Origin of the sequence: Microcoleus sp. AT3-D2 (assembly GCF_036705715.1) — a bacterium.
GTDB lineage: Bacteria > Cyanobacteriota > Cyanobacteriia > Cyanobacteriales > Microcoleaceae > Microcoleus.
In genome coordinates this window covers 22,631-36,923 of record NZ_JAUBVE010000001.1, presented here as the reverse complement: position 1 = coordinate 36,923, position 14,293 = coordinate 22,631, and the positions used below count along the sequence as shown (strand labels likewise).

Annotated in this window: 7 protein-coding genes; 4 read left to right on the top strand and 3 right to left on the bottom strand. The window is 46.2% G+C overall.

Annotated features, from left to right (window positions below; all coding sequences use genetic code 11):
- Nucleotides 1-22: 22 nt before the first annotated feature.
- Nucleotides 23-1,504 (bottom strand): DUF4832 domain-containing protein, encoded by a 1,482-nt coding sequence (locus QUB44_RS00110; RefSeq protein WP_333361600.1) that lies wholly within the window; start codon nucleotides 1,502-1,504, stop codon nucleotides 23-25.
- 73 nt (nucleotides 1,505-1,577) lie between these two features.
- The gene (locus QUB44_RS00105; protein WP_333361599.1) at nucleotides 1,578-4,355 is read right to left on the bottom strand and encodes a polysaccharide biosynthesis protein; all 2,778 of its coding nucleotides are present in this window, start codon (nucleotides 4,353-4,355) and stop codon (nucleotides 1,578-1,580) included.
- Between the two features lie 1,084 nt (nucleotides 4,356-5,439).
- Here QUB44_RS00105 and QUB44_RS31050 point away from each other — a divergent pair.
- Both QUB44_RS31050 and QUB44_RS00100 read left to right on the top strand, forming a co-directional pair.
- Entirely contained in the window at nucleotides 5,440-5,634 is a 195-nt protein-coding gene (locus QUB44_RS31050; RefSeq protein ID WP_445299856.1) for a transposase, read from the top strand.
- 59 nt (nucleotides 5,635-5,693) lie between these two features.
- On the top strand, nucleotides 5,694-7,910 hold the full coding sequence (locus QUB44_RS00100; protein WP_333361597.1) for a polysaccharide biosynthesis tyrosine autokinase: 2,217 nt from the start codon (nucleotides 5,694-5,696) through the stop codon (nucleotides 7,908-7,910).
- A gap of 20 nt (nucleotides 7,911-7,930) precedes the next feature.
- Here QUB44_RS00100 and QUB44_RS00095 read toward each other — a convergent pair whose 3' ends face one another.
- Nucleotides 7,931-11,353: a PAS domain S-box protein gene (locus QUB44_RS00095; protein ID WP_333361595.1), complete on the bottom strand. Its 3,423-nt coding sequence runs from the start codon at nucleotides 11,351-11,353 to the stop codon at nucleotides 7,931-7,933.
- Nucleotides 11,354-11,943: 590 nt separating this feature from the next.
- Between QUB44_RS00095 and QUB44_RS00090 the strand changes: the two genes are divergently transcribed.
- Nucleotides 11,944-12,918, top strand: coding sequence for a LysR family transcriptional regulator (locus QUB44_RS00090; protein WP_333361593.1), 975 nt, complete (start codon nucleotides 11,944-11,946; stop codon nucleotides 12,916-12,918).
- Between the two features lie 121 nt (nucleotides 12,919-13,039).
- Complete coding sequence (locus QUB44_RS00085; protein ID WP_333361591.1) at nucleotides 13,040-14,104, top strand: anthranilate phosphoribosyltransferase family protein; 1,065 nt, start codon at nucleotides 13,040-13,042, stop codon at nucleotides 14,102-14,104.
- The last annotated feature ends 189 nt before the right edge of the window (nucleotides 14,105-14,293 follow it).

Sequence of the window (14,293 nt, the reverse complement as noted above, 5' to 3'; positions counted from 1 at the left end):
TCAACTGTAGCAACATAGGCTACTAATGGGACACCTTTTGACGCTGTTTAAAGAGTTGTTCTCCGGAAGACTCATCTCCTGCTACTCTTGGCTCGATAATCACGCTTTGCAATAAAGAATTATAGCCTGTGGATTCTTCCCAGACTTTTTGATTAGCAAACCTGATAGAATATTCCGGTCGGTTATATAATCTAGGAGCTGGATCGGGTAAATTTAATAACACTTCATATTCTCCTGAAGGCATTGTGACTGGAATGGCGCCCTTAATGTTTATGCTTTTGTCAGTACCGGGCATCCACATTCGAGGATCTTCTGTGACTGCCAAATAATATTGCGCTTGCGTTTGGCGATCACGCAACATGACTTCTACTAAACGCTTATTGTAAGGACTAGCCCACCCATCATTAGTAATTTTCAAGTCCATTGAAAATGTGCGACCAGCTTTTACCTTCACTGGAATGACCGAATTCAAAAGGCGGAAGCGATAGCCTAAACGGCGTTGGATTTCTTTCATGCAGCCTTGTTCTTCCCAGCCTCTCAATACTGGCAGTCCATCATATAGGTTAGTGTTTAAGGCACTCCAGCGCATTCTTTCCAGATCGGCTAAAGCATTTGGACAATCGTCATATTCGCTAGGATTGCAAGTTTCACCACCCTGTACTACATATCGGTTATCTAAGTTTAAATACGTTTTCTGAGCATCTACAATTTTTGGATCGGTATGGTTATATGTACCCCAGTCATCAATAGCAGCTAAAAAACAATTGTTGTGAGCTCCGGTTCTGGATCTATAGCTGCCATTGAATGCTTCTTGAGGAGTGAGAGGATTTTTATTATTGAAAGCATCTCTTTTGTAGTAGGGGTATCGTATAGCAACCATCCGCTCAGTAGGAACTGCAGAGAGAATTTTAAATAGAATAGTTCTCCGGGCTTCACTATTTTTATCTAGACCGTTTGTAGAGCGGTTCCACTCTCCCCAATAACCAATAAAACCAGCTTCTAAGTAAGCGATAGTATCGGAGTTCGCTGCAAATATTGGCTTTAACTGTTCTATATGGGAAAGTATTCGCTCTTGCGCAGCGTCCGGCCCACCTCCCAGCCAGTTATACGCAAACCGGATAATAATTTTTAGACCTGCTTTTCGGACTATTTCGCAGTCATTTGATACCTTTTGCAGAAATGATTGGGAAAGGGGTCTATCTCGAAAATCTGCAATAGTATAAATTCGGCGAACTAAACTCATATTTTCGCTTCTAACTTTCTCTAGGTCGGCTACCTTTAAGGGAGAACTTTCATATTTACCGAGAGGGTTAAACGGAACAAAAAAACCTCTTTCGGGATTTGGAAAATTCTCATAACTGTTTTCATACAGTGTAGTTTTATAAGAAGTAGAATTAGCAGCACTGGGTTGGCATGATGTCGCTGACATCAGCACAAGCCCAATTACTGCTAATTTTTGTGCGATCTTTCCCATCTCAAATGCATTTCTCCAACTAGCTTTCATCGTTAGTGCGGTTGCGCCGCCATCACTGAACCGATTCTTTAGTGTTCAACCGATAAGTTTGACAAATGCCCCATTAACTTTTAGCAGCCATACCCCCAATTAATCTCCCTACCGCGGCACATTCCACAGGCTTAGAGAAAAAGTATCCCTGTCCGTAGACACACTTCAGAGCTTTGAGTTGAGCTATTTGCCAGTTCGTTTCTACTCCTGTAGCAATCATACCCATACCTAACTCCTGAGTTATCGCAATAATTTTCTGAAGAACTTCTAAGTTCGGGTTGCTAGCATCCAGCCCGCTGACTAAAGAACAATCTAGCTTCAAACTGTCGAATTTCCCATACTTAAGTCGCGTCAATTGGTAGAGCTGAGTTAATGATACATCACTAAGACCACAGTGGTCGATTTGTACTTGCACTCCTAAAGTTTTAACTTGGACAAACACAGACCCAGCCAACTCGGGATTTTCCGTCACAACATATTCTGGAATTTCTAACCTCAAACTAGAAGCATCAAGATTTGTTTCCTTCAATATTTGGCAGATTGTCTCGATTAAGTCAGCGTGGAAAAACTGTTTGCTAGTCAGATTCACGCTGACTGTTAAAGGAGACTTCAGACCAAATTGCGACTGCCAAATCCGCATCTGACTGCAAGCTTGCCGCAGTACCCACTCGCCAATAGGAACAATCAAGCCGGTTTCTTCTGCCAGTGTTAGGAATTCGTCTGGCCAAAGCAAACCTCGATTGGGGTGCTGCCAACGCAACAGCGCTTCCAAACTACTAATCTTATTAGTTTCCAGGCAGATAATCGGCTGATAGTGAATCCGAAACTCCTCATTTGCCAGAGCCACCCGCAAATCATTCTCTAACTGAATAGATGCTGCACTGCTAATCTTTGCGACAGCGGTTCTTTCTTGGGCTGTATTAACGTGCAAATTAGCGGTTGAATACCCTGGTACATACTCAGGCACTAACTGCTCTAGCATTGAGACAATTAAAGTCGCATCATTGCGATCGCCCGCTTGACAAAGGGCTTCTACTTCCTGGTCAATATTTTCTTTCACTAGGCGGCTGGCATTGCCAAGACTGAGAATTTTTTCGTGTTTAGTGCGGTTGTATTTCTCGCCCGGAATAAACAGTTCTTCAAACAATTTTTCTCCCGGTCGCAGCCCTGTAAACGCGATTTCTATGTCTTTTCCCACTTCATAGCCTGAGAGCCGAATCAAATCCTTTGCTAAATCAACAATTCGGACTGGTTCTCCCATCTCAAGCATGAAAACTTCCCCGCCATTACCGATCACTGCTGCCTGCAAAACCAGTTGAACAGCTTCGGGAATTGTCATGAAATAGCGCGTGATATCTGGATGAGTAATTGTGATCGGCCCGCCCTCAGCAATTTGTCGTTTGAAAGTAGGTACGACGCTACCGCGGCTGCCAAGAACATTACCGAAACGAACCACTACAAAGGGGTTTTTGCTTTTTTTGGCTGCTTGCAGCACCAGCATTTCGGCAACTCTTTTGCTAGCTCCCATAATGCTAGTTGGATTCACCGCTTTGTCGGTGGAAATCATCACAAATTGTTCCACATTGTATTTCAATGCCAGATCCAGCAGATTTTTTGTCCCCCGCACATTGTTAGTAATCGCTTCCGGCGGGTTTAATTCCATCATGGGTACGTGTTTGTGAGCCGCCGCATGAAAAATAATGTCTGGTCTCATTGTTAAAAAAACGTACTCTAATCGCTCCAGCAAACGAATATCGGCCATAAAGGCTGTCACGCGAGTAATATATGTTTGGGTTGGGCTCTGTTTTTTGAGTTCGGACAGGACTTTTCCTAATTCTTGTTGAATGTTGAATACAGAATTTTCTCCGTGTCCGACGATGATAATTTCCGCAGGAGCGCACTTTAATATTTGCCGACAAAGTTCGCTGCCGATGGAGCCGCCGGCACCGGTAATTAGAACTTTTTTGCCTCCAATCAATCCCAAGACTTTTTGGGTATCGGTTTGGATGGGGGCGCGGCGGAGCAAGTCCTCAATCTGTACTTCTCTGAGGCTACCTAAACTGACACGACCGTTGATGATTTCATTGAGGCCGGGGAGGGTGCTGGTTGGAATTCCAATTGACTGACAAATTTCTACGATCTCCCTAATCTCTTTTCCCGGAGCTGAGGGGATGGCAATCATGACTTTGCCGATATTTAGCGCTCGAACTACTTCCGGAATGTTACAGCGATTGCCGACTACAGTCAGTTTGCGAATCTGCTTGCTGATTTTTTTGGGGTCGTCGTCTATGAAAGCGATTGGATCGAGTCCTACCTCTGGGCTCCTCTGCATCGTTTGCATCAGAGATGTGCCTGCACTGCCCGCACCGACTATCAGGATGCGATCGCGTTGCTGAACTTTCCACGGTTTTTGGTGCCATCTTTCCAGGGCTGGAATGCTGAAACGAATCGCCGCCACTAACAAAAAGCTTATTATAGCGTCTAGTAGCGGCAACGAGCGTGGCAGATTTGCGATCGGCGAATTATTTAGCTGGTATAGTTGTTGGAACAAGATAATTTCCACTGCTAGGGATATACCTATCAGCATCGCTATTTGTGCCATTTCTTCCAGACCCGCATACTGCCAGTAACGCTTGTAGAAGCCGCCGGCATAAAATACTGCTAGTTTGACTGCTACAAATAATACTGTAACTACCGCTAGACTGTTTAGATAGGGAGCCAGAGTCAATGTATCATCTAAACGAATTGCCAAGGCCAGTAACGGTGCGATCGCAAAACAAATTGCATCGATTATCAAAAAATGACGGGTTCTTAATCCCACCAACACTTTGCTGATTTTTTTTATGATCATATTCATCACACCCTATTAGACAAAAACTTTACCGCAACTAGATATAGTACCTACTGCTGAGTTATTTTTTATACCACCCTGTCCCCTGAAATTAATCAACCTTTTAATCGTCGGGCCTCACTCAAGTGATAATCTTATTAAAGAGAGATTCTCAAGAATGTGTCCCCTCTCTTATATTTCCTTTTTGACAGTATTATTTTTAAGCTAAACTTTGAGATGCCAGCTTATTGCTGCGTTTATCTTCTCCTAATACTGATTCCATAGCTCATAAATTTACAATTATTTACATATTTTTACCAAAATATATTTCATTAGGGGGATGGCAAACAACATATATGTTAAAACCATGACAGTGCTTGACTTAAGTGAGATAATGGATATCCTGAATAATGTTTAAAAGCCTAGGGCGTGTTTTCTTGCATCGTTGTATCCTCGAAAATAGGCGATCTCCGGCAGGGAGTCTTGAGGAACCCTTCGAGACTTAAGTACGGAACAGTGGGATTAGTTAAAACCGCTACTACCACCGCTCCAACCCAAAACCGATAAGCCGGCGTCACGACCATCGATAAATTGTCAATGGCATTCTGTGAATACTCAGAACCGGGACTCCGTGGCGAGACCAGCCAAAACGTTATAGTAAGTGGGTTCATGGTGGCAACACGGTTTTATCGGTGGCAAAAAGCCGATCAAAGGAAACAAGTCAAATAAGGCCTACAAGCCGATACAGACCAACTCCGAAAGCTAGACTATCCGGTTCATTACGTCGATCAAACCGTGATTCGTGCCCACCAACCCTCGGCTATGCTGGAAAAAAGAAGGCGAATCACAGGAAAAACTAGGCCGTTCTCGTGGTGGTTTTAGTACCAAAATACACATACGTTAAAGTGAGGGTAAAGGTAAACCTATAACTTTTCTTCTGAGTTGCTTGTCAACGTAACGAGTCAATTTTTTTAGAATAATTGATGGAACAATGAGCAGTAAGCGCATTCTGGTGCAGATCGTCCCCGTCAACCCCCTGAAAAAGTCGTAGGAGACAAAGGCGATCGCACGTCGTCGCATCCGTAGTTATCTACGTCGGTGAGGTATTCGTTTTACCATCCCACGACTTTCAAATGAACTACGTCGCGGTTCTTTTACCCGTGAAATCTACCGTCAACGCAATATAGTTGAATGTGCTATCAACCGACTCAAGCAATGGAGACGTATTGCTATCCAATATGAGAAATTGGCTGGAAATTATACAGCCATGATGACGATCTGCATTCTGTTATGGTTATAGTTTGAAAACACGCCCTAGGGTGTTACTGTTTACAAAAAATCATTTTTCGGGAGTAACTGATGGAATCAACTGAAAGTGGTATCGGATTTCAGGAATACTGGCAGATTCTGAAGCGGAGGTGGCTGCCAGCATTAGCTGTATTCGTCTCGGTTGTTGCACTCACCACCTACGCCACGATGAAGCAAAAAGCAGTTTATGAAGCAGAAGGAAAGCTGTTATTTAAGAAAACAACTCCTGGCTCTGCTTTAACAGAATTGGGAAAAGAAATCGGACAGTTGACTCCTGCGGCAGAGCAAAGTAACCCTCTGACTACCGAGATCGAACTGATTCGTTCTCTAGAAAATGTCGAACAAACTATAAATAGGCTTCAGTTAAAAGACGAAAAAAATAATCCTCTGAAAACCAAAGATTTTTTAAAAAAACTGACAGTAGCTACTATTCGGGGAGCTGATATCCTAACGGTTTCATACAAAGACCAAAACCCAAAAATAGCAGCCGATGTCGTAAAAAGTATGATGAATTTTTATATAGATAACAATCAAAAAGTAAATCGCCTAGAAGCGGTATCTGTTCGACAGTTTATTGAAAAGAAACTGCCTAACTCCGACAAAGCTATGCGGAAAGCAGCGGCAGAATTGAGCAAATTTAAAGAAGATAATAAAGTTGTAAATCTGGAAGAAGAAGCTAAATCAGCAGTGGCAGTTATGGCGGGACTAGAAAGTCAAATTAACCAAGCTCAGTCTGATTTACTCAAGGCAAGTGCTAAGTCCAAAGCATTTGAAGACGAATTACAAATGAATCCCCAGCAAGCATTGACCGCCAGCACTCTCAGCCAATCTAGCACTGTGCAGGAAGCTCTCAAAGAATATAAACAAATAGAGCGGCAGTTAGCAATTGAGCAAAATCGCTACCTGGATAATTCGCCTATAATAACTAGGTTAGAAACTAAGAAAGCTACTATGAAAGCTTTACTAGACCAACAAATACAACAAGTTTTAGGCGGGCAACAGCCGTTGCAAAATCAAAGTTTACAGATAGGAGAGGTGAAACCAAAACTGATCGAAGAATTTATCAAGGTAGATGTAGAAGGCCAGGGTTTGGCTCAGCGAGTTACTATTCTATCAAATGCTCTAGCTGGCTACAAGCAGCGGGTAAAACTTTTGCCGAAGCTAGAGAAGGAAAAGCGGGAACTTGAAAGGAAACTCCAAGAAGCCGAAGATGATTATCAGGAATTGCAGAAAAAACTTCAGCAAATTCGGATTACTGAAAATCAGCAAGTGGGGAATGCTCGGATTATCCAAAAGCCGAGTGTTCCCGAAGAACCAGTGCGTTCTCGCAAGTCTTTATTGCTGGTGTCGGGTACTTTGTTGGGAACTCTGCTGGCTATAGCTGCGGCGCTGCTTTTAGAGTCTCAAGATAAGTCGGTTAAAACTATTGAAGAGGCGAGGGAATTATTTGGGTTTACTTTGTTGGGAGTGATTCCTTTTCATAGAAAACCTGAAAAAAATCCTCGGCGCAATTCCTGGCTACTTAAGTCTGCTGCGCAGGATTTAGAGCTATCTCCCCGAAAGATTGTGGTTAGAGATACTCCTCATACTTCGAGCAGTGCTGCTTACCGAATGCTTCAGGCAAATCTGAGGTTCCTGAGTTCGGATAAAGAGCTGAAAGTGATTGTTGTCAGTAGTTCGCTACCGCAAGAAGGCAAGTCTACTGTATCGGCTAATTTGGCTGTAGCTATAGCTCAATTAGGACGGAAGGTTTTGCTGGTAGATGCGGATATGCACTGTCCTGTTCAACATCGGATTTGGGAGCTTCCCAATCAAGTAGGTTTGAGCAATGTGATAGTTGGACAAGCAGGGTTTGGGGATGCGATCGCACAAGTCATGGATAATTTAGATGTGCTCACTTGCGGGGTAATTCCACCTAATCCAATGGCTCTCTTGGATTCGCAGCGGATCACTTTATTGATTAAGCAATTTTCGGCTACTTATGATGCAGTGATTATTGATGCTCCTTCTTTGAATGTTGCTGCTGATGCTCTGATTCTCGGAAATAAAGCAGATGGGATTTTATTGGTAGTGCGGCCTGGTGTTCTTAATTCTGGTACTGTGGCTTTTGCGAAGGAGCTATTGAAGAAATCAAGCCAGCACGTTCTGGGCTTAGTGGTGAATGGAGTAAGTCCTAAAAACGAACCGCACAGCCATTACTATTTTACCAATGAATCTTACGCTCAAGAGCAGAGTCCTGGTATCAACAAAATAACGAATAACCAGTAACCAATAACAACAGTTAACTGTTAACTGTTGTTATTGATTATTGGCAGCCGCACTCCGAAAGTCGATCCGAGTCCTTCCCCTGAACTTTCGGCCCAGACACTGCCGCCGTGGAGTTCCACGAGATGGCGGACGATCGCCAATCCTAGTCCCAGGCCGCCGTAATTGCGAGTAGAAGAGCTGTCAGCTTGGCGGAAGCGATCGAACACAAACGGCAAAAACTCCTTGCTGATGCCAATTCCCGTATCTCTGACAACGATCGAAACAGAGTGAACCGGAGACGGCCCAGACAAGATGGCGCCACCCGCTGCTCCCGGTTCCCCATCCTCCGAGAGCGTGATTTCCACGCGACCCGACGGCGGCGTAAACTTAATAGCATTCGAGAGCAAATTAGACACCACCTGCTGCAAACGAGTAGCATCGCCCCTCACCGAGCTCACCCCTTCGCCACAAAAACTGACCAATTCAATTCCCCTAGCTTCAGCATCAGGAATCAGCGCCTTCACTGCCGTTTCTACAATCCGCACCAAATCTACCGGGAACAGCTTCAAACACACTTTGCCACTGACAATCCGGGAAACGTCCAGCAAATCCTCAATCATTTGAGTCTGCAACCGCGCGTTTCGCTCAATAGTCTCCAAACCGACAGCCGTTTTTTCGGCACTCATCTGGCGCTGCCGCAGCATCTGCGCCCAGCCCAAAATGGCGTTCAGAGGCGTCCGCAATTCGTGAGAAAGCGTTCCCAAAAACTGGTCTTTAATCCGGTTGGCCTCTGCTGCTTCCCGGTAAAGTCGCGCATTGTCGATCGCCACCGCCGCATCCCGCGCCAAATCCTCCAGCAAAACCAAATCCGACTCCCCGCAGCGGCGGCCCGACTCCCCGCACAGCAACGAAATCGCTCCCAGCGTCCGCCCGCGAGCGATCAGCGGCACGCAGATTGCCGACAGCGCCTGGGATCGCAGCACCAACTGCAGTTCCCTGTCCGGCACAACCGCCTCGAGCACCCATTCCGGTATTTCTGGGTAGAGCTTCGACTCACCAGTCCGCAGCACCTTTGCTACTCCGTGCCGTCCCTGGGGGTCTAGCGGCATACGCCGATCAATTTGCCACAGCAGAGCGACTTTGCTCGGATCTGAGTGAGCAACTGCTTGCAAGCGGATCGAGCCGTCGGCATCGAGCAAATGCACACAGCACCAATCCCCCAGGGGCGGTACTGTTAAATCTGCCAAACCTTGCAGCGCCTCCTCGTAATCCAGGGAAGCCGACGACAGCACAGCCAAAGCTTGAGCACGAAAATAGGCTGTTTGGGCCGATCGCTGGCGATCGTCAATATCAGTACAAGTCCCGAACCATTTGAGAATTTTCCCCTCAGCGTCCCGCACGGGCAATGCCCTGCCCAGATGCCAGCGGTAAGCTCCGTCAGATGCCCGTTTAAAGCGGTATTCCACCTCGTAAGTCTTCCCTGTCTCCACCGAGGTCTTCCAGCTCTCTACGGAATCTTCCACGTCATCTGGATGCAGGGCGAGCTGCCACCCCCAGCCTTGAGTTTCCTCCAGGGTCAAGCCAGTATATTCAAACCAGCGCTGGTTGTAGTAGTCGAACCAGCCGTCGGCTGTGGCAGTCCAAACTATTTGCGGGATGGCTTCAGCGAGGACGCGGTACAACTGTTCGCTGGCTTCGGCTTGGCGACGGGCGGCCTGTTCCCGCGCCAATGCCCAATTCCGCTGTTCTTCGGCCTCTTTGCGAGCGGTGATGTCGCTAATCACGCCGATCCATTTGCAGGGATTACCTTGTTTGTCAAGCACTGCTTTGCCCCGATCGATCCAATGGAGCAAGCGGCCCCGCTGGCACTGAACGCGGTATTCCTGAAAAAATGGGGTGGCAGAACTGTCTGGCGCACTCAAATACCGATCTACCGCGGCCAAAACTCGATCGCGGTCGATCGGGTGCAATATGTTGTTCCAAGCTGCTCTTGTCCTCGGAAATCCGCCTTTTTCGTACTCCAAATGTTCGTCTACGTGACCGAACCACAGCACGATACCCGTTTCGATATTCCATTCATAAATTAAATCACTGGCACTTTCTGCCGCAATCCGAAACCGCTCTTCAGACTGTCGCAGCACTTCCAGAAATTTAAAGCGTTCCGTCACATCCAAAACCAGAGACAGTACCGATATCAACTGTCCAGAATCGCTGTAAAAAGCCGAATTGTACCACTCGCAATGCACCAACGAACCACCCTTATGATAATTGCTGTTGCGAACTACATTGCAGCGACTACCTGGTTTGTTTAAACTATAAACTGCCGATTTTACCTCTTCAAAATCTCCCTGATCAATAAATTTCCATTCGCTAAAATGCTTGCCTAAAACTTCTGTTTCCTTCCACCCAAAAATCTTCTCGGCTGCCGGCGACCAGCCACTAACCCTAAAATTTTCATCCCACTCAATCACCGCTAGGGGAGTATTTTCAAAATGAGAAGTGAGTTTTTGCAGCGCCTCGCGCAGGGATGCTTCTACTTGCTTGCGCTTAGTAATATCGCCAAAAGAAATAGCAATGCCGTCGCCCAATTTAACGGTCATAATCCGAAACCAGCCGACAATGCCTTCGCTGTTGTAAGAAATCTCGGTTGCGAGGGGAATTCCTGTTTCTACAACTTGCACGTAACAATCGAACAAACTGTTATCTTTATGACCCGGCAGCACTTGCAGCAATCGCTTGCCGATTAATTCGCCCGGGGTTCTCTGCTGAATTTTTGCCGCTGCGGGATTGACGTATTCCCATTCAAAATCCACAATTGTGGATTCGTCGCGAATGCTGCGGAACACGTTAAATCCGTCTAGAGATAATTCCTGAAAAACGCGGAAGCGTTCTTCGCTTTCTTGCAACTTGTCTACAGTGTCAAGCAGGAGTTCCTCGACTCGCTCGCGCTGCGTTATTTCTGCAATCAATTGCTGGTTAATTTGCTGGAGTTCGGTTGTGAGGGAGGGGACGGAATTTTTAATGGCAGAGTCGGCTTGCGGTTGATCGACCTTTTGGGTTAAGAGCGCCGTATTTGCTGGAAAAGAGGCCGCCCCAGCCAAAGCCAACATTTGAGAAACCCAGGGTATCAGGGACGCTACAGCCCACAAAGAGATGATAGCGGTAACGGCGGCGATCAAACTTGACAGCCAGTAGCTGGGATGCACCAGCATCCAAACTTGCATCAAGTGAGTTGTCCCGCCGCAGAAAAACCAGGCTCCCAATAGGAGAAACCCCTTGCTCACAGGCACGTCCCGCTGCTTCCGGGCAAAGTATGTCAGAATTGCTGGAATTGAATAATAAGCCAAGGCAATTAACAAATCGCTGACCGCGTGCAGTCCCATCAACTGGGGTTGCCACTGGCAACATCCACTTTGCAGAATAAAATTGTGGTTAAATGACATAATCTTAAGAAATTGCAGCATTTCGGCTTTCCTGTGCGATCGATCCTAGTTGCACTTGTGTTGCTGACCCGCTAATTTCTAGTTTATACACAAAAAAACATAAAACAAAAGTGACTTTAGTCCGGGGAGGAAAGTTCACAGCAGGCTTTAACCTGCCTGAAATATTCGTACATTTATTGAGAGGTTTAGGGAGAGTGAGGTACTATAATTCCCAAGGAGGTACGAAATTCAATGCTATCTTTTGAATTCACAACTTACGGAAAAACAGAGCAATTGAGCGCACTTGATGAAGGGATTACTAGAGTGCCGTTCATTGAAACGGTTTAGCTAGAAGCTGGCAATATTGGAGAAATTTATCTTTATTGAATCTATTTTTTGATAAGTTTGCTGATTCAGAAATCCCTTCAACATAGGAGAATCGACCTCTACTTGGAGGCTCAGAAACCTGCCGCAGCAGATTGATGCTTGGAGCGAAGCATCCCCGCCTCTGGCCCCGGAATCAAAACTAATCTGTACCTGTATCAAAGTCTACTAAATTCTGCTACTACATCGGTTAATGTCACAGATTATCTTCCAGTAAAATTTCTGAAACCATCTCGAATTAAACATCCATGCGCTTAGAGCAGCTTCAAGCATTTCTTTCAGTTGCTGAAACTGGTAGCTTTCAGCAAGCGGCCCGGAAGTGTGGCGTTACCCAATCGACTATTAGCCGCCAAGTGCAGGGATTAGAAGCGGAAGTGGGTTTGTCGCTGTTTCACCGCACGGCCCACGCGAAACTGACCGTGGGAGGGGAATGCCTACTGCCTCACGCTCGCAAAATCTGTCAGACTTGGCAAAATGCTGCTGAAGAATTGGGAGACTTACGGGCGGGAAAGCAGCCGGAACTCTGCGTGGCTGCGATTCATTCGGTTTGCGCTGCTTATTTGCCGCCTGTGCTGCAAAAGTTTTGCCGCGACTATCCAGACGTGCAATTGCGGGTGACTGCCCTCGGGAGCGATCGAGCCCTGAAAGTTCTCAAAGATGGGTTGGTGGACATAGCGGTGGTGATGAACAACCGCTATTTTACTCAAGCCCCGGAAATGTTGGTTGAGGTGCTCTACAATGAGCCGATCGAGGTATTGATGGCGGCGGGTCATCCTCTGGCCCAGTACGAACGAGTACCTTGGCCGGAATTGATTTGTTACCCGCAAGTGGTGTTTAAGGATGGGTACGGAATGCAGCGGATGGTGCAAGAACAATTTGGACGCATCGGTGCTAAACTTCATGCTGTTTTGGAACTCAACACTCTTGATGCTTTTCGGGGTGTGGTGCGACAGGGAGAATTGATTGCTTTGCTGCCGCATTCAGCTTTGGTGGAGGCGAAGGGCGATCGCACTTTAGCCGTTCGGTCGATCGCCCAAGATCGATCAAATTCCAAGGTTTCGGCGATCGGTCAATTGGCCGCCGATCCCACTTGGACTCGCGAAGTGGTGTTGGTGACAACTCACGATCGAATGCAAATTCCGCCGATCGCCCATTTCTGGAATCTAGTACGCGAATTTGTGCCGCCTTTTGATGTAATCAAGCTAGAAAAATCAGGCAGTTAATTCGATAATTTTGAAGTGAATTTTGGGAATTTTAAATTTAAACGGATTCAAATATTACCAATTACTAACTACCAATTACTAACTACCAACTACCCCTTACCAATTACCAATTTCAAATGTTATGAGTGACGCATTTAGAGAATTGCTGCGAAAAATTGGCAGCGGAGTACACACAGGAGAAAACTTAACTCGCTCCGAAGCAGCAGCAGCCACGCGGATGATGCTGCTGGGGGAAGCAACACCGGCTCAAATCGGAGCTTTTATGATTGCCCACCGCATTAAACGGCCGACTGGGGAAGAATTAGCCGGAATGCTCGATGCTTATGAAGAATTGGGGCCTATGCTTGCCCCGCCAAACCGAGAAAAAGGGTTTTCCGTCTCTACCGTGGCCGTGTTTGGCGTTGCTTACGACGGGCGATCGCGCACAGCTCCAATTAGCCCAATAACCGCCCTAATTTTAGCCGCTAGGGGCGTTCCAGCCGTCATGCACGGGGGCGATACCATGCCAACCAAGGAAGGCATTCCCCTGATTGAAATTTGGCGCGGTTTGGGAGTTGACTGGAGAAAACTGAGTTTAGAAAAAGTCCAGCAAGTTTTTGACAATACGGGTTTGGGTTTTGTTTACCTTCCCAAGCATTTTCCTCAAGCCGCCGCTTTAGTTCCCTACCGCCGCGAAATTGGTAAACGGCCACCTTTTTCGACAATGGAGTTGATGTGGTGTCCCTGTGCCGGCGACGTTAACGTCATATCAGGCTACGTCCACCCGCCCACAGAAAGTATGTTTCAAAAAGCCTTTGAGCTGCGGGGAATAAAAAATTATACCACAGTCAAAGGATTGGAGGGAAGCTGCGATTTGCCGCGCGATCGTACTGCGATTATCGGCATTTCCAAGCCGGATGCTGAGTTTGAACGAGTGCTTTTAGCTCACGGAGATTACGGTTTTAGCAACACAAATCCTGCCTTGGAATCAGCCCCAGAGTTATTCAAACAAATGCAGGAAGTGTTGCTGGGAAAATCCTCGGAATTCATGCAGTCCGCTATCTGGAACGGCGGATTTTATCTGTGGCGCAGCGGAGTTTGTGTGGATATAAACTCGGGTTTAATTGAGGCAGAAACCTTATTAAGTCGCGGTCAAGTCGTGCAAAAACTTGAGGAAGTTAGCCAAGCCGTTAGTGTTTTGAGTTGACAGTTGACAGTTGACAGTTGACAGTTAACTAATGACTACTGACGACTGACTACTAGACATCTCCAATAATTATTGTGGAACAGGCATTTGGCCTATTCAAAACAGGCAATTCTTGCGATAACTAATGACTAATAACTAATGACTAATGACTAATGACTAATGACTAATGACTAATAACTAATGACTAAT